Raw genomic sequence first — 18428 nt, 5'->3', positions numbered from 1 at the left:
GTCGGCCGACAGTATAACATGGTCCGGTGAATAGCCACTCCCATGCTCTCATTTGAGGACGTCCTCGCGGCACAGGACACCGTCTCTGAAACGGCCAGGCACACACCGCTCGATTACTCGCACACGTTTTCGGCGATGACAGGCGCGGATATTCATCTCAAACTCGAACTGTTCCAGCGCACGGGGTCGTTCAAGATACGGGGTGCGACCAACCGCATCGCGTCGCTCTCGGACGCTGAACGGGAAGCCGGTGTCGTCACGGCGAGCGCCGGCAACCACGCTCAGGGAGTTGCACTGGCCGCCACGCGAATCGGCGTCGACTCGAAAATCGTGATGCCGGAACGAGCACCAGTCTCGAAGGTGAAGGCGACCCGGAGCTACGGCGGCAACGTGGTCCTCCACGGCCGGGACTACGACGCGGCCGCCGAACACGCCCACGAACTCGAGCGCGAGGAGGGCCGGACCTACGTCCACGCTTTCGACGACGAGAAAGTGATGGCGGGGCAGGGGACCATCGGACTGGAAATCTACGAGGACCTCCCCGGTGTGGACACGGTCGTCGTTCCAATCGGCGGCGGCGGGCTCATCAGCGGCATCGCCACGGCGCTCAAAGGTAAGGACGAAAGCATCCGCGTCATCGGCGTCCAGGCCGAGGGAGCGTCCAGCGTGGCCGAATCCCTGGAGAAGGGGCACCGTATCGAACGTGACAGCGTCGAGACCATTGCCGACGGCATTGCCACTCGTACCACCGGCGAAAAGACGTTCGAGGTCATCAGCGAACGCGTCGACGAGGTCGTGACGGTGTCGGACTCCGAAATCGCTGTCGCCCTGACGACGCTGTTAGAGCGCTCAAAAACACTCGCCGAGGGCGCGGGTGCCGTCGCGCTGGCCGCCGTCATGGAGGAGAAGTTCGATTTCGAGGACGACGAGACGATTGTCCCCGCGCTGTGTGGCGGGAACATCGACCTGAACATGTTGACTAACGTCATCATGCGCGGCCTCGTCGAGACCGGCCGCTATCTCAAGATCCGGACTGTCCTTCAGGACCGCCCCGGCGCGCTAGAGGAACTCGTCGAGGTCCTCTCGCGCGAGCAGGTCAACATCTATGGCATCGAGCACGACCGGACCAGTCGCGACGTGGCGATGAGTTCGGCCGAGGTCGAACTGGATCTGGAGACCCGCGGCCACGACCACGTTGACGAACTCATCGACGCGCTCACCGACGAGGGGTACGAGGTCGACGTGCTCGTCTGACTGGGTCTCTCCCCCCGAGCCAGAGCGCGCCGAGAGAACTGTTCTCGACTGATTTCGGCGGGGTTTTAGCCGCGGCGGCCACCGCTTCGTGTATGCGACGGCTCGCACGGACAGTACCTGCCGATACAACAGCACGGAACGGAGGGCGCTGATGGACCCGCGAACGAAGGCCAGCCTCCTGTGGGGCGTCGTCGGGGGCCTCGCGTTTCTGGTTCTCGTTCAGGGTTACGAACTGCTGGCCGGGACGCCGGTGTCGATATCAGCCAAAGCCGGCGTCGCCGTAGCCGTCGGTATCGGGGCGACGCTGGCCTCTTACCGCATGCAGCCCCGGCTGTTCGGAAACGAAAGCCCTTAATCGCCCGCCCTCGCACTCTCGAAATACGTGCCAGGATGGCCGAACGGTAAGGCGCACGCCTGGAAAGCGTGTTCCCTTTCGGGATTCTGGGTTCAAATCCCAGTCCTGGCGTTTTCTGTGACTGACTGCGAGTGAGGAGCGACAGCGACGAGCGAGCCAGCAGTCACGAAACGTACACTGACTGGAATTTGAGCACGCGAGTCGCAGCCCCGGGAGCACAGCGAAGCGAGCACCCCGGAACGTCTCGCCATCGGTTCAAATCCCAGTCCTGGCGTAGTGAGGTTCGAACGAAGTGAGAACCTCCGGAAACGCGAACGGCGAACGAAGTGAGCCGTGAACAGAGATTTTCTGTGACTGACTGCGAGTGAGGAGCGATAGCGCCTGTCACATTGCTGTTCCGACTGCCAGTGCAACCACCGCACCGTTTTCCCGCCCACAGCCCTGATACTCGGTCGATGGTCGAACAGCGTGACGGCGACGAGATAGACCTGCTGGACTCCTCTATTCGGACGACCAGCGGGGCGCTGTTCTCGACGACGCTGTTCGTTCTCAGCGGTATCGTCTACGCGTTCGTCACATCGCCTGGAGCGACCGGGACGTATTTCTTCGTCAGTATCTCGGTCTCGCTCGTCCTTCGTCCGATTCGGGGCATCAGCCAGACGCTGCAGAAAGTCGGCAGCGAACGGGGCGAAGCTGTCGGCCCGTATCTCGGACTGGCAGTGCTATTCGCCCTCGGCTATCTCCTCGTCGCCGGTGTGGCTGTGGCCGCGCTGGCCGGCGTCATCGTCCGCAATACCGTGGTGTCTCCGGGACTGCTCGCGCCTGTCGGTCTGTACGCCCTTGCGGTTGCACTGTCGATGGTCGCGACGAGTCTGGTCGGTGCCATCGGCTACCCGAGCGTACAGACGTGGCTTAACGGCGTCCAGAGCGCCATCCAGCTCATTATCCTGCTGGCGCTGGCCCCGACACTGACGACCGCCGGCGACCTGCTGCTCGTCGTGGCCGGGGTTCGGCTGGCGGTGCTCGTTCCTGTGACCGTCGCGCTGGGCGTCGTCCCGACGCTGCCGGACCGACACGCCGTCGAGCGCGCCTGGAACTTTGCCAGGTGGAGCGTCCCGGACCAGGTGCTGGACCGTCTGTCGTACAATATGCCGGTGTACGTGCTGGGCGTCGTCGCGACGCCGGCGGCTGTCGGGATCTACGAGGCCGCCGACCGGTTCGCTGACTTCGGCGCGACGATTTCCTGGCGGCTCTCCTCCCCGCTGCTCACGAAGGTCAGCGGGGACTCCTCCGCCGGTGACACGCAACTCGCGTACCTCGACGGGGCGGTCACCGGCGGGACGGGCGTCACCTTCGTCGTTTTCGGCTACCTGTTGGCCGCACACGACGTGGTTGCGCGGATCGCTTTCGCCGGCTCGGAGGGTGTCTTCTCGACGACTGTCCTGCTCGTCGGCGGCGTGAACATCCTCCGTGGCTTCTGGACGCTCACGTCACACGCCATGGAGGGTATCGGGAAACCGAGCGTGAGCTTCCGCACGAAGCTCTACGGACTGGCGTTCAGCGTTCCAGTGCCCACGATCTTCGGGGCGGAGTTCGGGGCGGTCGCCGGGGCCGCCGGGTACGGCGTCATGAATTTGGTCGTCTTTGGGTACGTCATCTACTATTCTCGGGCCGTCTTCGGCCGGATTCCGCTCGAACCCAAGGTTGCAGCGTATCTCACTGTCGGCCTCGGAGTCTCGTTCGCACTCACGACCGGTGCGGTCGCCGGCCTCACGCGCGCTGGCCTCTCCCCGGTAATCGTTGCCAGCGCGGCCGCTGTGACGTGCCTCGTCGGCTTCGGCGGCTTCCTCGCTGCGGTGTCCGAACCGGCTCGACTCGTCGCCACCCGGACGGCAGCGCTATGGCGCGGTCGGGTTCGCTCCCTGCTTGGGTGAGCACTGCTCGTTCGCTGCGGATGTCGCCGCTCAGAGCCAGCGGTAGAACTCCAGTGTGTACCCTTCGGGGTCCTCGACGAAGGCGGCGAAGGCCTCTGCAGCGTCGACTTCAGTCGGTTCCAGCACCGGCGCAGCGCCGGCGTCGATGGCCGTCTCGAAGGTCCCCTCGACATCGTCGACGGTGAACGCGATGTGGTCCACGTCGGCGCGGTTCGGCGCGACCGGGGTGGTGCGGTCGGGATCGTAGCGCAGTTGCAGGTCGCCGTCGCCGTCTCGGCCGAGATAGACGTTCTCCACGCCGTCTAGCGTGAACCGATTCGTCTCCTCGAAGCCCAGCGCGTCGTAGAACTCCATCGCGCGGTCGAGGTTTGAGACGCAGATCGCGGTGTGTGCGAGGTCCATGCCGCGGCGTTGTGGACGGGGCGAAATGAGTGTGCCGGAAACCCGGCTGTCACGGCCACTTAGAGCAGGTCGCCGCGAGCGACGGCGACGACGCTGCCGCCGACTCGGACGCTGATGTCCTCGCCGCTGCCGTCAGTTGAGAGATGCAACAGCGACGGTCGCCCCATCTCGTAGCCCTGCTCGACACGGGCCTCGACGGCAGGGCTCCCGAGCATCTCGTGGCGGGCGAGATACGCGGCCAGGCAGCCGTTCGAGGAGCCGGTCGCGGGGTCCTCCGGCACGTTGTAGAACGGCGCGAACACGCGGACGGCGAGGTCGTTATCGGCGCTTCGCGGCTCTCGACAGACCGCCAGGACGTTCTTCGCGTCCCGGTCGCCGGTCACGGCGTCGTAGGCGTCGCGGTCCAGGTCGATGGCTTCCAGCGCGTCGCGGTCGGCCACCGGGACGACAATCGTCGCCAGCCCCGTGGAGACGATTTCGACCGGCCAGTCGTGGTCCAGTCGGTCAGCCGGCAGGCCGAGAACGGCGGCGAGGTCCTCGTGGGTCAACTGCTCGCCGAACTCGGGGGCCTGCTGTGTCATCCACAGGATCTCGCGGCCGTCGCGCTCTCGCACTTCGACCGGGACCTCGCCAACAGGCAAGTCCAGCGTCACCGTTTCTGGAGTCCCGTCAGCCAGGTGGTCCCGGATGACCTGTGCGGTCCCGAGCGTCGGGTGGCCGGCGAAGGGTATCTCGGCCGCCGGAGTGAAGATGCGGACCGGCCACGCACCGTCGGTCGGTTCGCCGGTGACGAACGTCGTCTCCGAGTAATCCATCTCCGCGGCGATAGCCTGCATCTCGTCCTCGTGCAGGTCGCCGGCGTCGGTCACGACGGCGAGTTGGTTCCCGGCGTATCGCTCCCGGGCGAACACGTCGACGATGTGAAACGGATGGGACATACCTGTTCGCTCGGCGTCGCTCCCAAAGAACACTCCGGATGCCTGTCGGATGGTACCGAGTCGCTTGAAGCCACCGGGCTATTTCTCGCCGTCAGCCGTATCGAGGGCATGGACACTGTTGCAATCGCCTGCTTCGACGGGTTCGACGAACTGGACGCCATCGGGCCCTACGAGGTGTTCGAGAACGCGGCGCGCTCTGGCGCGTCGTGGGACGTGACGCTTCGCTCGGTGCGCGACTCGGACACGGTCACTGCGAGCCACGGGCTTCGAGTCGAACCGGACGGATTGCTCGCCGACGTGACCCCGGACCTGCTCGTCGTCGCTGGCGGCGGGTGGAACGACCGAAGCGAGGCCGGCGTCTGGACGGAGACCGAACGCGGCGACCTGCCCGACGCCGTCGCGGCGGCACACGACCGCGGTGCGACTGTTGCCGGCGTCTGTACCGGCGGGATGGTGCTCTCTCGGGCCGGCCTGCTCGATGGCCGGCCAGCGGTGACACATGGCGGCGCAATCGAGGACCTGCGGGCGACCGACGCGACGGTTGTCGACGCCCGGGTCGTCGACGACGATGACGTTCTGACCTGTGGCGGCGTCACGTCCGGGCTGGACCTCGCCGTCCACCTCGTCGAACGCGAGTGGGGCGCGGACGTGGCCGCCGCTGTCTGTGAGGAGATGGAATACGAGCCCTGCGGCGAGGTCTTCCGCGGCGAATCGGCGTAAAACGCGGAATCAGGCGTTCGCGCGGGCGTCGTCGAGCAGCGCCTGCACGTCGACGGCCTCGCCGGTCGCGCTGCTCTCGATGGCGGCGAAGACGATAGCCATCGACTGGAGGACGCTGTCGACGTTCGTCGGCATCGGCTCGCCGCCGTCGACCCAGTCACAGAACTGCTCGATGAGCCAGGCGTTCTTCCAGTGGGGCCGTTCGGCCAGCGGCACCGCCTCGCCGTCGCCCTTGCCGATGCTCTCGAAGTTCCCGGTGTCGTACGCGTCGGCGTGGAACCGCTCGACATCGCGGCGGTCGAGGAGGACCGTCTGGTCCGAACATTCGGCGCGGAACTGCTCGTGCCCCCAGCCGTTCAGCGTCGTCGCGTTGGCGTAACTGCCCTCGTACTGTGCACGGGTCCCGTCGGCGAAATGCAGCGTCACGAGGCCGCTGCAGTCACCGTCGTAGTCGGCCTCCTCGGGTGTCCACGTCTCGGCGTACACCCGCTCGCAGGGCGAATCGGCCAGCGACGCGAGGATGTCGAGGTGGTGGATTGCGCCGTCGAGCAGGAGCATGTTCTCCATTTCGTAGACGTAGTCGGCGTAGAAACCTCGCTCGCGGACGTTGCCCGTGTACCGAGCCGTCAGATAATCGATGTCGCCGGCCTCCTCAACGGCCCGGCGGAACGTCGTCTTGTCCCGGTCGAACCGGTGGCTCATCGTGATCCCCATCTTCTTGCCGGCCTTCTCCACCTTCTCGGCCACCCGGACCGACGCCTCCAGTGTGTCGGCAATCGGCTTCTCCGAGATGATATGCAGGTCGTGGGCGAGCGCCGTCTCCACGACGGCCTCGTGGGTCGACGGCGGCGTCACGATAGAACAGATGTCGGCCGGCCGCTCCGAGAGCGCGGTTTCGAGGTCGGTGTAGCACTCCTCGGGCGACAGTCCGAGTTCTTGCTCTGCCAGCTCGTGTCGTTCCGGGTCGGTGTCGACCGCGGCGACGACCTCGATTCGGTCATCGTGAACGTTCGGCGGAATCGCGTCTGTCGCCCAGGTGGACCCCTGGCCCCCCAGACCGACGTGGACTAATCTGTGTGTCATGGCTTCGTTATCGCTTCGAGGAATAAATGCTGCACTATCTCATCAGTACTCGTCTGCGTCCGGGAACTCGACACGGCGCTCCATCCCGTCTTCGGCGAGCACGACCTCGCCGTCGAACGCGTCCCGGGCTTCGTCGACTAGCTCGTCGGCGCTCGCGGCGTAGCGGGTCGAAATATGGGTCAGTGCCAGCGTCGACGCGCCGGCCTGCCGCGCCACGTCGGCGGCTTCCCGGGCGGTTGAGTGCGCCGTCGCCTTCGCTCGCTCTTTCCGGTCCTCGGCGAAGGTAGCGTCGTGGACGAGGAGGTCTGCGTCCTCGCTCGCTTCGATGACGCTCTCTGTCGGCAGCGTGTCGCCGGTGTAGACGAACCGCCGGCCGGGACGGGCTGGACCGACGACGGCCTCCGGCTGGATAGTTTCACCATCGTGTTCGACGGCCTCGCCGCGGTGGAGCTTGGAGTACTTCGGCCCTGGCGGGATACCGAACTCCTCTTCGGCTTTCTCCCGGTCGAACTTCCCCTTCCGGTCGTCCTCATCGAGGACGTAGCCGACGCTAGCACACCGGTGTTCGGTTTCGATGGCGCGGATCTCGTACTCCGACCGGTCGAGGACTACGTCTCCGGCCGACACCTCGTTGATGCGGACGGGAAACGAGGGTGTCGTCCCGTTGGCCTGGATTAGCTGTTTGATGTTCCCGCGCGTGCCCGCCGGCGTGTGGATGGCGATGGCGCGCTCCCGTTCGTTGAAATCCCACGTCTGGAGCAGCCCCGGAATCCCGAGGACGTGGTCGCCGTGGAGATGCGTGACGAACAGGTGGTCGATAGCGAAGCCGGTGCCGTAGCGCATCATCTGCCGCTGTGTGCCCTCGCCGCAGTCGAAGAGCAGGTAGTCGCCGTCGCGATTGACGAAGATGCTGCTCGTGTTGCGCTGGGTCGTCGGCACGGCCCCACTCGTCCCGAGAAACGTCACGCGCATAGTCATCGAATCCTCTACTGTCGACGGGTAAACCGGTGTCGAAAGGGTGTCGTCACAGGAGCGGTAGCACTCTTCGTCTTGTCACTGCGCCGCTCGTTTGTGTGTCGGGATGTGACATGGCTGTTTCTACTGACCGGTAATGGCGGCTGCTTTCCGGCGTCACACACTGTCTCGCGCGCTTCTCCGTCGAGACCTTAACCACCAGCAAAACAATTTAACACTGAGTAAGTGTCGCTCAGTCTCACTTTCCCGAGCCGGCAGTAACAGATGACGGCTTAGCAGGTTATTATGTCCTATTGAACTGTCTCGCCAGTTTATGTGTCCCTCACCCGTTGCATCGTTCGCATTGCCTTCCGATCACCGCAGAACCGCATCATGATACGCACACGCACACTCGCCGTTTTCGCTGCGCTACTCGTCGTCGGCGGCCTCACCGCACAGGTCGGGGCTGTACCGGGCGTGACAGCGCAACAGGAATCGCCGTCAGAACAAGCCGGGAACACAGGCGTCGCAGTCGATTCCCTGACCGCCCCGGAGAGCGTCGCACCGAACTCGACTGCTGACGTGGCCGCGACGGTCACGAACAACGAGAACACTACAGTGACTGAATCCGTGGCGTTCCGGTTCGACGGGGCTGTCGTCGACCGGACGCTCGTCACGCTTGAGCCCAACGAGACCACCACAGTCCAGTTCTCAGCGGACACGACCGGCGTCGCGCCCGGTGACTACCGCCACGGTGTCTTCACCAGCGACGACGGGCAGGTCGCTCCAGTTACCGTCTCTGAATCGTTCACCCTGGAGAGCCTCGACGCACCGACGAACGCTACCGCCGGTGACAACATCACTGTCGACGCGACCGTCGCCAACCCGAACGACTTCAACACGACACAGGCCGTCGAGTTCCGACTGGGTGGCCAGCCGCTGGCCTCCGAGTCTGTGACCCTCGACGCGAACGAATCCACTGACGTGACGTTCACCGTTGACACGACCGGCGTCGAGCCGGATACGTACACTCATAGCGTCTTCACGCGCGACGACGGTGCGTTCGCCGAGATAACCATCGACTCAGCCGTCGATGTGCCCGAAGAGCCGACTGAAGACGAGACTGAAGAACCGACTGAGGACGTGACCGAAGAGCCGCCGGCGAACGAGACTGAAGAGCCGCCCGCGAACGAGACTGAAGAGCCGCCCGCGAACGAAACCGAGGAGCCGCCCGCGAACGAAACTGAAGAACCACCAGCGGACGAAACTGAAGAACCGGCTGAGAACGAAACCGAAGAACCACCAGCGGACGAAACCGAGGAGCCGCCCGCGAACGAAACCGAAGAACCACCAGCGGACGAAACCGAGGAGCCGCCCGCGAACGAAACCGAAGAACCACCAGCGGACGAAACTGAAGAACCGACCGAAGGCGAAACGGAAGAGCCGCCCGCGAACGAGACTGAGGAGCCGACCGAAGGCGAAACGGAGGAGCCGCCAGTAGACGAGACTGAAGAGCCGCCAGCAGACGAGACCGAAGACGGAACCGAGGAGACTGACGAAAGCGACGAGACTGACGAAACGGACAACGCGACCGAAGAAGCCGCGACGACAGAAGGCTAACGCGCGCCACCCTGTCACCCGTTCACATTTTTAATGGTGGCCGTCGTACCGTAGTCCATGAAGTTCGTTATCGTTGGCTATGGCCGCGTCGGCATCCGGACCGCACGGATCCTACAGAGCGAGGGCCACGAGGTTGTTATCGTCGACAACGACCCTGTGAAAGTCGAACGGGCCTCGGAGACCGGGTTCGAGACGATTCAGGGTGACGGCAACGAGGAGAGCGTCCTCATCGATGCCGGCATCGAAACCGCGGACGCTATCGGCGGCCTCACGGGCGACCTGAACACGAACTTCACCGCCTGCATGATTGGCAAGGAGTTCGGCTGTCGGACCGTTCTGCGGATCGACGCCGACTACCGCGAGGAGATATACGAGAAGTACGCCGCCGACGTGGACGAGATCATCTATCCCGAGCGGCTGGGCGCGGCCGGCGCGAAGACGGCACTGCTGGGCGGTGACTTCAACGTCCTCGCAGACCTGACCGAACAGCTCTCGGTCGCGAGTATCCGCATTCCCGACGACTCGCCGTTCGTCGGGAAACGGGTCGTCGAGGTGGAACTACCAGGAGACGCACACATCTACGCACACGGCAAAGACCACGAACCGATGACGATTCCGCTCCCACAGACGGAAATCGAACCCGGCGACAGTGTCGCGATCATGGCCGACCCCGGTGGACTGGACGATATTCGGGCGACGCTCCGGGGCGACGCGTCAGCCTGAGATTCCGGGACCGCATCCCGCGTTGTCGTCTCTTTTTCAGGACGATAGCGCTTGCTGTCTGCGGCGAAAGCCGGAGGGAGTAGAATATGAAAGGGAGGATCGCGGTGTCCGGGCGCGCCTGGGGAGGATAGGATGGCACACAGTGGCACCGACATCCACTGGAGCCGTGGAAGCGCGCCCGTACCGGGTGGAATGCTACCGGTAGACATAAATGCCCGTCAGACAGGCGGCCGACGGACGACAGACGGCACGGCTTTTTGCCCGTTCAGCTACTGCTTCCTGCTATGACCTGGGCGACGTTGTTCGAACGTGCGGCGGACCACCAGACCACGGTCGACGCTGTCCGTGTGGCCCTCGACGAGCACCGGGCGGAGGACGACGATGCGTGAGCCGTCGCCGGCGCGTGTCGTCGCCGACGCCGACGTCCTCGCCGCCGATCTGCTGTGTGGACCAGACAGCGATGCCCGTGCCGCTATCGACCACATCCGCCGGCACTCGTGGGTCACGCTCGTCGCGAGTGACCACCTGCTAGACGATGCCGCTGCCGTTATCGCCGACCTCGCCGACGACGACCTGGCGGCCGATTGGCGGGCGCGGATCGAACCCGACTGTGACATCGTCGAGCACCCGGTCGGCGACCAGCCCGCGCTGGCATCGGCCTATCGGGGCGGCGCACAGCACCTCCTCTCCTACGATGACGACCTGCGGAGCGCCCGGACCAGCGCGTCGCTCAACCGTCATCTGTCCCTGAGTGTCAGACCACCGGACGCCTTCGCGCGCCTGTTCGACCCGGAGTCACTATACCCAGTCGTCGAGGACGGCGAGTATCCCGGTCCGGACCGTGACCCACGCGCGTAGCCGGTAATCTCGCTGCTTAGTCGTCAGCCGTCGTTACGGTGGTTGTGGCGCCTGCTCCCGACGGCCCGGCTGCGTCCTCGGCAACGTCGAATTCTGCAAGCACCTCACGCAACTCGTCGGTCTGGGCTGCCATCTCCTGTACCTCGGTGGTCACTTCGGTAATCGTCGCGGTCTGTTCCTCGGTCGCGGCGGCGACAGCCTCGGACTCCTCGTTGGTCTGCTCGCTCACTGTCGCGACTTCGTCGACCATATCGACGACCTCCTGCGTGGTCTCTGCCTGTTCGGAGGTAGCTCCTGATATCTCCTGAATCGAATCGTTGACCTCGCCGAGCACGTCGACGATGTCCTCGAAGTCCCGGAGCGCCGACTCGATGGTTGCGGCGCTGTCGGTCACCTGCTGGTTCGTCGCTTCCACGTCGCTGACGGTTTCGCTGGCCTCGTGCTGGACCGCCTCGATGCGGTCCGATACGTCCGTTGCAGCGTCACGGGTCTCTTCGGCGAGCGTCTTCACCTCGTCGGCGACGACGGCGAACCCGTCACCGCTTCCGTCCGCGCGGGCCGCCTCGATGGAGGCGTTCAGCGCGAGCATATTGGTCTGCTCGGCGATGTCCGTGATGACCTCGACGATGTCGTCAATCTCGCTGATCTGGTCGACCAGACTCTCGACCGCAACGGCGATGTCGTCGATACGGGCCTCCATTTCGTCGAGTTCATCGATAGCTTGCTCGGCGTCCGCGCGCCCCTCTCGGCCTCGCTGTGTCGCCTGCTCGGCGGTCCCGGCGGCGCTTTCGGCGGTCGCGGCGATCTCTTCGACGGTGGCAGACAGCCTGTTCATCTCCGAGGCGACGTCGTCGTGGCGCGACGCCTGCTGACTGGCTCCCGCCGAGATCTCCTGAACCGACCGGGAAATCTCGTCGCTCGCATCGTCGATCTCTTCGACGCTCCGGGTGACGTGATCGCTCGTCTCGTCGACGTCCTCTGCGAACGCGGCGACGGTGGCAACCGTCTCCCCCAGCGTCGTCACGAGGTCGTTGTAGTTCTGGACAACGGCGTCGAACTGCTCGTCGTCGGCCTCGAAGTCCTCGTCGATAGTGGCCGTCAGGTCCCCGTCTTTCGCCCGTTCGGCGGCGTCACCGAAGGCGACGACGAGGTCGTTCAACGCCTGGGAGCGCCGTTCGAGGTCGCTGGTCATCGTCTTGAGTTCGGTGGTGTAGTCGTCCATACTGGCGGCCATCTTCTCCAACGACTCTCCGAAAGCTCCGGGGACATCCTCGTCGAGGACGTCGGCGTCGAACTCCTGTCGGGAGAGCGCGTCGGCCTGTCGGGACACCGTCAGAAGGTAGGATTGCATCGACCGAAACGACGAGAGCAGTTCGGCGACCTCGTCGTCCCGCTCGCTCTCGGGCAGTTCCACGTCGAGCTCGCCGGACGCGATGTGGTCCGCACCCGCGGCCATGGCTGTGATTGGCTCGACGAAGTCCTCGCGGGTGATGAACACCGTGTTGGCGAACGCGACGATAGCGCCAGCGAGCAATACACCGGTGACGACGAACCGGACGGTCCCGCTGGCGACGAGAGAGACGACTGCCAGCGCGACCGAGGCGGCAAACTGTAGACCGACGGCCGCGAGCACCTTCCGCTCGACGGAGCCGGAGACGCCGAAGAGGTCCAGTGATTCGCGTATCACCGCTTTGTACTGTCCGACGGGGTCTGTGAGCATACGCACCCTTTTCTTACAGTGTTTAATAATGTTCCAGTCTAATTCTCGGATATTGAAAAGAAATCAGTGGACGTAGGCCCGGTAATAAGCGACACAAGCCCAGGGCCGATAGCGTTCTCGTACTTGATTCTCTACCGGCCTCGATTGACCAGCGCTGCAACGCGCCGGACGACACAGCGCGGCGTCACCCTGACCAGCCGGTCGATAAGCCGCATCGACCGCCGCGGAATGACGACAGTCTCGCCAGCGGCGGCTCCTTCGTAGGCCGCCGTCGCGACTGCTTCGGGCGTATTCGAGGCGACAGACCCAACCATCGAGTCCGCCATCCCGGCTCGTTCCTGAAACTCTGTGTCGACCGGGCCGGGACAGACGACCGTCACATCGACCGGAGTCTCACGGAGTTCCTCGGCCAACGCCTCGCTGAAGCTGTTGATGTACGCTTTGCTCGCGTAGTAGCCAGCGAGATTCGGTCCCGGCTGGAACCCGGCGACTGAACCCACGTTGATAACCGCGCCGCCGTCGTCGAACTCGTCGAGGAATAGCCGCGTCAGTTCGACCGGGAGCATGACGTTCAGCCGCAACTGCGTCCGCTCGGCGTCGAGATCGCTTTCCGCGAACGGGCCGTAGGTCCCCACGCCGACGTTGTTGACGAGGACACCGATGTCCAGCTCGCGGTCCAGCACCTCCTCGTACAGGGCTTCGGCGGCCGCCGCGTGGTCGAGGTCCATTACAATCGGTGTCGCCGTGACGCCCCTCGTTTCGAGGGCCGCGGCCAGCCGCTCCAGTTTCCGCTCGCTCCGGGCGACCAGCACCACGTCGTGCCCGCGTGCGGCGAACTCCTGTGCCAGCGATTTGCCGATGCCCGCCGACGCACCGGTTATCAGGGCGGTGCCGCCGGTCCCGACGACCGGCACGTCGCTACCGCTCACCGTACCACTCCGCGACCGGTGTCGCTTCGGGTTCCAGCGCCGTCGGTCCCTCGTCGCTGGAACTTCCGAGGGATGGGCCCCATCCCTCGACGGACGGTTCGCTACCGCTCACCGTACCACTCCGCGAACTTCGACAACGCCCGCCCGCGGTGGGAGATCGCGTTCTTCTGCTCGGTGCTCATCTCCGCGAACGTCGTTCCGTCGTGCTCGAAGATCGGGTCGAAGCCGAACCCGCCCTCGCCGCGCGGCGCGACGATTTCACCGTTCACGCGCCCCTCGAACAGCTTTACCGGGACTGTCTCGCTGCTCCTCCCCGCGCTCCCGTCATGGACCTGTTCGTCCGTCGTCGCCGCGCCGCGGTCGTCGGCCGCTAGGTCCTGTCCGCGCCGGTCCTCGCGGTCGATCCCGCCCGGATCAGGCGTCGCCTCGAACCCTTCGCCGTCGCAGTAGGCGATGACCGTCTTGAACGCCGCGCCGCGGTCGTCCTCCGGCTCGGTCATGCGCCAGACGCGCTCTACGCCGACGGTGTCCTCGACGTAGGAGGAGTACGGCCCGGGGAACCCGTCGAAGGCGTCGATGAACAGTCCTGCGTCGTCGACGATGACCGGTCCGTCAGCCGCTCGGTAGGCCGCCCGCGCCCCCTCGGCCGCGACCGTTTTCAGGTCGTCTGCCTGGACTTCCGGGTAATCGAAGTCGAACTGTTCGACCTCGTCGTCGAGATACTCGGTCGCCTCCCGGACCTTCCCGGGGTTGGTCGTGACAAAATTGAGCATACCGGCACACAGCGACCGGCGATAAAAGAGCCGTCGAAACTCCGCAACCGCCCAACCAATCCGTCTCAGTCGACGACGACTTCGACAGGTTCGTCCTCGCTCTCGGATTCGAACTCCTCGCTGCTGCCGCCGCGTTCGAGATACAGCATCACGCCGGCGACCGCCAGCACGACCCACGAGCGCCAGTTCGCCAGGTTCAGCGTGTAGCCGATGCCGAACGGCTTCTCCACCAGCATGTCATCGCCCGGCTTCCAATAGGCCGACACCAACCGCTTGAGGCTCGGTCGTTCGAAGTTGTACGGCACGCCGAACAACGTTCCCGACTGGGGTTTTTCTGCCATACCGATTCCTATTCGGGCCGAGGTTAAACCATTTGTCCACCACCTTTTTCGACGGGGGCATCGCGCTCGCTCCCGGCGAGCGCTCAACCCCCGTCCAAAAACGTCCTCAGAAGTCGGAGACTTCTGATGGGCTGCACAAGAGCTTCGCTCTTGTGAACGTGGGCGAAAAAGGCGCGAATCGCGGAGCGATTCGCGTGAAACCGCGGCCGAAGGCCGCGGTATGCTTGCTCCGCCGACCGCAACTCAGCACCGCCCTTGGTTCCTATCCTACTGATACCGGCCCCGACCCTCGATGTCGTCGAGGCTGGCGAACACCGTGTCGGCGTGGTCGCTCTCGGTCCGGTAGGCGTCCTCGGCAGCCGACAGCAGCGTCTCGGGATCGTCCGCGGTCCCGGCGAGCGACTGGGCGAGGACGTGGAGGTCCATCGCGTGGTCCTCGGCCTCCTGCGTGTAGTAGCCGAGGCCGAAGTCGATCAGGAACGTCTGGTCCGCCTGTTCGTCACGACCACCGACCCGGACGTTTCGCGTCGTCGGGTCTCCGTGGACGAAGCCGGCGTCGTGGATGCGAGCGAGCCATCGGCCCACGTCTGTAACGCGTGACTCGGACAGCCCCTCGCGCAGGTCAGCATCGCCCACGCGCTGGAAAACGATACGAGATTCCTGCGGGTCCACGTCACGGACAAGCGGCGTCGGGACGCCGTTGCGCCGGGCTTCGCTGGTGAGTCGGGCCTCCTGTCTGGTGCGTTCGATTCGCAGGCGCTCGTCGAGCGTCGGATGGCGGTAGCTGCGGGGCACGCGCTCCTTGATGACGCGATCACCGTCGAAGCGGACGGTCGCCTCCGCGCCCTGGACTTCGTCGTCCGCCGCCCGATAGCTGTCCACCGACTCTTCGGTCCCGCGCCAGGTGACGGCCACCTCGTCGGGCCGGAAGTTCGAGTCAATCTGTGAGTCTTCGATAGCGATGGTGTCGCCGGCCGCGTACATCTTCGCGCCGAGCATCGCGATCATCCCGGCGTTGTCCCGCAGGAAGCGGTGCTCGGGGGCGTAAAACGTTGCGCCGCGTTGCTCGCACATCTCGCCGAGCATCCGCTGGAGACGGTCGTTCTGGCCGACGCCGCCGCCAAGCACCAGCTCGTCAGCGCCGGTCAGCGACAGCGCCCGCTCGGAGACTTCCGTCAGCATCGCGAAAATGGTCTCCTCCATCCCGCGGCAGACATCGTCGACCGGAACGCCGTCGTCGACGGCCTGCTTGGCGGCGCTCATGATGCCCGAGAACGAGAAGTCCATCCCCTTGACGACGTAGGGCAGTTCGTGGTACTCGCCGTCGCGGGCGTGCTGTTCGACCTTCGGTCCGCCGGGATGGGACCAGCCGATGTGGCGGGTAAACTTGTCGATGGCGTTGCCGACGCCGGTGTCCATCGTCTCGCCCAGCACGCGGTAGCGGCCGTTCCGGTAGCCCAGGATGTGGGCGTTCGCGCCGGAGGCGTTCAGACACACCGGCGAATCGAAGCCCGAGCGATGGCGGCCCACTTCGAGGTGAGCGACCATGTGGTTCACGCCGACCAGCGGCACGTCGAACCGTTGGGCGACCGCCCGAGCGGCTGTGGCGACGATGCGAAGACAGGGGCCGAGTCCCGGGCCACGAGCGAAGGCGACGGCGTCAATCGGCGCGCTGTCGTCTCCGTCCCCGTTCGTACCGCCAGCGGCCGCCCGCTCGTGTGCATGTCCGATGGCCGTCTCGACGACGGTCGGAATGGCTTCGCCCATGTGCTCGGCGGCCTCGCGCGGGTGGATGCCGCCGCTGTCTGGCGCGTATGCGTCCGTCTCGATGAAAACGTGGTCGTCGTCAGTTACCTGCGCTGGGTCCGGCGTCTCGAACACCGCAGCACTGGCTGCCCAGGCGGTACCTTCGATACCCAGAATACGCATCGGGCGGCCTTACTTCCACTCGGTGTAGCCGCACTTGCCGCAGTGCTGGCGGTCCTCGTGCTCGGCGAGGACGGTGTCACCGCACCGGGGACAGGTCTCGCGGTCGAGTTCGCCGTCGTCGCTGTAGTACTCGTTGTGTGGCATCTATGCTTCCTCCGCTTCCTCTTCGCCGTCGGCGACGATCTTGTTGCGTTCGAGCATGTGGTCCTGCTCGACATCGCGAGCGTACTCGGGGTTGTCGTAGACCTTCGCGTAGCCGACCGTCTTCCGCATGCCGAACTTGGTGTCGAGCTTGTGGATGACGACTTCTTCGGCATCCTTGTTCAGCGTGGCCGCAAGAGAGTCGCGGACAGAGAGACGGGAGGGGGTGGCTTCGTCGTGGACGACCTCGAACCGGACGTCCGTGCGGTGCAACATGGGATTCTCGTCTTCTTCGATGATGTCGATATCCATGGTTCGTTGTCCGTATCTACCCGCCGAAGCGCGTAAAAGGATTTCGAAGCGGTTGACGCCGCCTCGGCGGCTGAGCGTCCGCGATTCCATGTCACCGCGCCGTATCGCGGTTCGGCGAGGAACGGGAACGCGCTGTAGCGGCACGCTCCGACCGTTACAGTCCTGATAAAGCGATAGCGGCTGGACGCCGACCCTTACTGCTCGCCCAGCTGTGCGAGGAGGTGTGAGAGATGAATTCGCTCGTTGGCCGCGTCGACGAGCGCCATATCCGTCTCCCCGGCCATGGTGTGAATTTCGGCCAGTCGATCGCCGGAGTAGCGTGACCGGGCCACCGCCAGTATGTCGTCGAGGATGTCGGACGCGCCATACCCCTCGTCGACGAGCAGGTCGTCGAGCGTCGACCGCGCGTCGGTAAAGCGCCCGTCTTCGGCGGCTTCAATCATCTGCTCGACCTGGTCGTCGGCTTCGACGGCGTTCAGCGTCTCGAAGGCGGCGTCCATCGTCACCTCGCCCTCGGCTTCGGCGGTCGTCTGGGCGGCCAGCACTGCTGTTCGGAGGTCCCCCTCAGCGTAGCCGGCGACGTACTCGATGCCGTCGTCGTCGTGGTCGACGCCCTCCGCGGTGACGATGTCCTCCAGCACGGACGCCGTCTCCTCGTGAGTCGGTTCGCGCATCACGACCGGGAAACACCGCGAGCGGATCGGCGGGATAACGGCCGATGGCTGGCGCGTCGCGATGACGAACTGCGTCGCCTCGTAGTACTGCTCCATCACCCGACGGAGCGCCTGCTGGAAGTCCTCGCGCATCCCCTCAGCGTTGTCGAGCAGGATGGTTTTGTAGCTGCCCGACACCGGCGAGTAGCTGGCGGACTCCTTGAGGACGTGGTTGATGAGGTCGGCCTTCGAGGATTCGCGGCGGCGCTTGCTGTCGATGAACGACGCGAACCGCGGATCGTTCGAGACCTCCTTTTTCGTCATGCCGAACACGTCGGCCATGTTGAGTTCCGTGAAGTCCGCGTCGGGGTTCTCGTGGACTTCCCGGGCAAAGGCTCGGACAGCGGCCGTCTTCCCGCTCCCTTTCGGCCCGTGGACCAGGAGGTTCATCGGCTCCTCGATGGCTCCTTGCAGGTGCTCGCGGGCCTTCGGCTGGCGGATGTCCGACAACTCCGGGGCGTGTGTCTCCGTCCACAGCGGCGCGTCCATCTGTTGGCACTGGGTATGCCCGGCCCCGACAAGTATCCCGCGGTCCGCGGGCTCACGCTATCCGCTGGTACCAATGGTGCAATCGCGGCGCGTTCAGTGACGCCGCTCACGACCGCAACCCAATAGCGACCGACACACCGGCACCGGTGGTCCCCGGCCCTCGCTTACGAGAGCAGACTGTCCGCGACTGGCTGCCATCCACATTCCACGCACTCGAACTCCGCGTCGGCTGTTTTTATC

The 18428-nt window shown here is 65.0% G+C and carries 20 protein-coding genes and 1 tRNA gene; 8 read left to right on the top strand and 13 right to left on the bottom strand.

Going from position 1 to position 18428, the window contains the following annotated elements:
* The first annotated feature begins 42 nt into the window (after positions 1 to 42).
* From ilvA to HAH_RS14275, 4 genes are all read left to right on the top strand, one after another.
* On the top strand, positions 43 to 1254 hold the full coding sequence (ilvA, locus tag HAH_RS14290; protein ID WP_014041555.1) for a threonine ammonia-lyase: 1212 nt from the start codon (positions 43 to 45) through the stop codon (positions 1252 to 1254).
* Between the two features lie 151 nt (positions 1255 to 1405).
* A complete protein-coding gene (locus HAH_RS14285) occupies positions 1406 to 1609 on the top strand; it encodes a hypothetical protein (protein ID WP_014041554.1) in 204 nt (67 codons plus the stop codon).
* Positions 1610 to 1638: 29 nt separating this feature from the next.
* Positions 1639 to 1720, top strand: a tRNA-Ser gene (locus HAH_RS14280).
* 344 nt (positions 1721 to 2064) lie between these two features.
* Entirely contained in the window at positions 2065 to 3543 is a 1479-nt protein-coding gene (locus HAH_RS14275) for a polysaccharide biosynthesis protein (RefSeq protein ID WP_014041553.1), read from the top strand.
* A 30-nt stretch (positions 3544 to 3573) separates the two neighbouring features.
* On the opposite strand, the gene HAH_RS14270 is transcribed toward HAH_RS14275, so the two are convergent.
* Both HAH_RS14270 and HAH_RS14265 read right to left on the bottom strand, forming a co-directional pair.
* On the bottom strand, positions 3574 to 3945 hold the full coding sequence (locus tag HAH_RS14270) for a VOC family protein (RefSeq protein ID WP_014041552.1): 372 nt from the start codon (positions 3943 to 3945) through the stop codon (positions 3574 to 3576).
* Between the two features lie 59 nt (positions 3946 to 4004).
* The gene (locus tag HAH_RS14265) at positions 4005 to 4883 is read right to left on the bottom strand and encodes a PhzF family phenazine biosynthesis protein (protein ID WP_014041550.1); all 879 of its coding nucleotides are present in this window, start codon (positions 4881 to 4883) and stop codon (positions 4005 to 4007) included.
* Here HAH_RS14265 and HAH_RS14260 point away from each other — a divergent pair.
* Positions 4875 to 5603, top strand: a complete 729-nt coding sequence (locus tag HAH_RS14260) for a DJ-1/PfpI family protein (protein ID WP_014041551.1) — start codon at positions 4875 to 4877, stop codon at positions 5601 to 5603. The two genes, HAH_RS14265 and HAH_RS14260, sit on opposite strands and share 9 nt — an antisense overlap.
* 9 nt (positions 5604 to 5612) lie before the next feature.
* Here the strand turns inward: HAH_RS14260 and HAH_RS14255 are convergent, their stop codons facing one another.
* Both HAH_RS14255 and rnz read right to left on the bottom strand, forming a co-directional pair.
* Positions 5613 to 6686, bottom strand: coding sequence for a Gfo/Idh/MocA family protein (locus tag HAH_RS14255; RefSeq protein WP_014041549.1), 1074 nt, complete (start codon positions 6684 to 6686; stop codon positions 5613 to 5615).
* Positions 6687 to 6728: 42 nt separating this feature from the next.
* Complete coding sequence (gene rnz / locus HAH_RS14250) at positions 6729 to 7664, bottom strand: ribonuclease Z (RefSeq protein ID WP_044952062.1); 936 nt, start codon at positions 7662 to 7664, stop codon at positions 6729 to 6731.
* Positions 7665 to 8033: 369 nt separating this feature from the next.
* Here rnz and HAH_RS14245 point away from each other — a divergent pair, with 369 nt between their 5' ends.
* The 3 genes from HAH_RS14245 (at position 8034) to HAH_RS14235 (ending at position 10841) form a co-directional block, all read left to right on the top strand.
* A complete protein-coding gene (locus HAH_RS14245) occupies positions 8034 to 9260 on the top strand; it encodes a ribonuclease E domain-containing protein (RefSeq protein WP_014041547.1) in 1227 nt (408 codons plus the stop codon).
* Between the two features lie 57 nt (positions 9261 to 9317).
* Positions 9318 to 9983 (top strand): potassium channel family protein, encoded by a 666-nt coding sequence (locus HAH_RS14240; protein ID WP_014041546.1) that lies wholly within the window; start codon positions 9318 to 9320, stop codon positions 9981 to 9983.
* Positions 9984 to 10364: 381 nt separating this feature from the next.
* Positions 10365 to 10841, top strand: a complete 477-nt coding sequence (locus HAH_RS14235) for a DUF7384 family protein (protein WP_014041544.1) — start codon at positions 10365 to 10367, stop codon at positions 10839 to 10841.
* A gap of 16 nt (positions 10842 to 10857) precedes the next feature.
* On the opposite strand, the gene HAH_RS14230 is transcribed toward HAH_RS14235, so the two are convergent.
* The 9 genes from HAH_RS14230 to HAH_RS14195 form a co-directional block, all read right to left on the bottom strand.
* Entirely contained in the window at positions 10858 to 12561 is a 1704-nt protein-coding gene (locus HAH_RS14230; RefSeq protein WP_044952059.1) for a methyl-accepting chemotaxis protein, read from the bottom strand.
* Between the two features lie 131 nt (positions 12562 to 12692).
* Complete coding sequence (locus HAH_RS14225) at positions 12693 to 13490, bottom strand: SDR family NAD(P)-dependent oxidoreductase (RefSeq protein ID WP_014041542.1); 798 nt, start codon at positions 13488 to 13490, stop codon at positions 12693 to 12695.
* Entirely contained in the window at positions 13480 to 13602 is a 123-nt protein-coding gene (locus HAH_RS20345) for a hypothetical protein (RefSeq protein WP_255355555.1), read from the bottom strand. The genes HAH_RS14225 and HAH_RS20345 overlap by 11 nt, the downstream gene beginning before the upstream one ends.
* On the bottom strand, positions 13592 to 14263 hold the full coding sequence (locus HAH_RS14220; RefSeq protein ID WP_014041541.1) for a non-canonical purine NTP pyrophosphatase: 672 nt from the start codon (positions 14261 to 14263) through the stop codon (positions 13592 to 13594). The genes HAH_RS20345 and HAH_RS14220 overlap by 11 nt, the downstream gene beginning before the upstream one ends.
* A gap of 65 nt (positions 14264 to 14328) precedes the next feature.
* Positions 14329 to 14604 carry a DUF5808 domain-containing protein gene (locus HAH_RS14215; RefSeq protein ID WP_004590574.1) on the bottom strand — a complete coding sequence of 92 codons (276 nt, stop codon included), beginning with the start codon at positions 14602 to 14604 and terminating at the stop codon, positions 14329 to 14331.
* 267 nt (positions 14605 to 14871) lie between these two features.
* Positions 14872 to 16533: a bifunctional N(6)-L-threonylcarbamoyladenine synthase/serine/threonine protein kinase gene (locus tag HAH_RS14210; protein WP_014041540.1), complete on the bottom strand. Its 1662-nt coding sequence runs from the start codon at positions 16531 to 16533 to the stop codon at positions 14872 to 14874.
* A gap of 9 nt (positions 16534 to 16542) precedes the next feature.
* The gene (locus HAH_RS14205; protein WP_004590578.1) at positions 16543 to 16677 is read right to left on the bottom strand and encodes a 30S ribosomal protein S27ae; all 135 of its coding nucleotides are present in this window, start codon (positions 16675 to 16677) and stop codon (positions 16543 to 16545) included.
* The gene (locus HAH_RS14200; RefSeq protein WP_004516108.1) at positions 16678 to 16986 is read right to left on the bottom strand and encodes a 30S ribosomal protein S24e; all 309 of its coding nucleotides are present in this window, start codon (positions 16984 to 16986) and stop codon (positions 16678 to 16680) included.
* A gap of 194 nt (positions 16987 to 17180) precedes the next feature.
* Positions 17181 to 18188: an AAA family ATPase gene (locus tag HAH_RS14195; RefSeq protein WP_014041539.1), complete on the bottom strand. Its 1008-nt coding sequence runs from the start codon at positions 18186 to 18188 to the stop codon at positions 17181 to 17183.
* Positions 18189 to 18428 lie beyond the last annotated feature (240 nt).

It is taken from the genome of Haloarcula hispanica ATCC 33960, from assembly GCF_000223905.1.
GTDB lineage: Archaea > Halobacteriota > Halobacteria > Halobacteriales > Haloarculaceae > Haloarcula > Haloarcula hispanica.
Note: the sequence above shows the minus strand (reverse complement) of the source record. Positions and strands in the feature narration are given on the sequence as shown.

Excerpts from the sequence above, each read along its gene's own strand:
- ilvA (WP_014041555.1), top strand. The coding sequence starts at position 43 with ATGCTCTCATTTGAGGACGTCCTCGCGGCACAGGACACCGTCTCTGAA.
- HAH_RS14285 (WP_014041554.1), top strand. The coding sequence starts at position 1,406 with ATGGACCCGCGAACGAAGGCCAGCCTCCTGTGGGGCGTCGTCGGGGGC.
- HAH_RS14275 (WP_014041553.1), top strand. The coding sequence starts at position 2,065 with ATGGTCGAACAGCGTGACGGCGACGAGATAGACCTGCTGGACTCCTCT.
- HAH_RS14270 (WP_014041552.1), bottom strand. The coding sequence starts at position 3,945 with ATGGACCTCGCACACACCGCGATCTGCGTCTCAAACCTCGACCGCGCG.
- HAH_RS14260 (WP_014041551.1), top strand. The coding sequence starts at position 4,875 with ATGGGACATACCTGTTCGCTCGGCGTCGCTCCCAAAGAACACTCCGGA.
- HAH_RS14265 (WP_014041550.1), bottom strand. The coding sequence starts at position 4,883 with ATGTCCCATCCGTTTCACATCGTCGACGTGTTCGCCCGGGAGCGATAC.
- HAH_RS14255 (WP_014041549.1), bottom strand. The coding sequence starts at position 6,686 with ATGACACACAGATTAGTCCACGTCGGTCTGGGGGGCCAGGGGTCCACC.
- rnz (WP_044952062.1), bottom strand. The coding sequence starts at position 7,664 with ATGACTATGCGCGTGACGTTTCTCGGGACGAGTGGGGCCGTGCCGACG.
- HAH_RS14245 (WP_014041547.1), top strand. The coding sequence starts at position 8,034 with ATGATACGCACACGCACACTCGCCGTTTTCGCTGCGCTACTCGTCGTC.
- HAH_RS14240 (WP_014041546.1), top strand. The coding sequence starts at position 9,318 with ATGAAGTTCGTTATCGTTGGCTATGGCCGCGTCGGCATCCGGACCGCA.
- HAH_RS14235 (WP_014041544.1), top strand. The coding sequence starts at position 10,365 with ATGCGTGAGCCGTCGCCGGCGCGTGTCGTCGCCGACGCCGACGTCCTC.
- HAH_RS14230 (WP_044952059.1), bottom strand. The coding sequence starts at position 12,561 with ATGCTCACAGACCCCGTCGGACAGTACAAAGCGGTGATACGCGAATCA.
- HAH_RS14220 (WP_014041541.1), bottom strand. The coding sequence starts at position 14,263 with ATGCTCAATTTTGTCACGACCAACCCCGGGAAGGTCCGGGAGGCGACC.
- HAH_RS14215 (WP_004590574.1), bottom strand. The coding sequence starts at position 14,604 with ATGGCAGAAAAACCCCAGTCGGGAACGTTGTTCGGCGTGCCGTACAAC.
- HAH_RS14210 (WP_014041540.1), bottom strand. The coding sequence starts at position 16,533 with ATGCGTATTCTGGGTATCGAAGGTACCGCCTGGGCAGCCAGTGCTGCG.
- HAH_RS14205 (WP_004590578.1), bottom strand. The coding sequence starts at position 16,677 with ATGCCACACAACGAGTACTACAGCGACGACGGCGAACTCGACCGCGAG.
- HAH_RS14200 (WP_004516108.1), bottom strand. The coding sequence starts at position 16,986 with ATGGATATCGACATCATCGAAGAAGACGAGAATCCCATGTTGCACCGC.
- HAH_RS14195 (WP_014041539.1), bottom strand. The coding sequence starts at position 18,188 with ATGGACGCGCCGCTGTGGACGGAGACACACGCCCCGGAGTTGTCGGAC.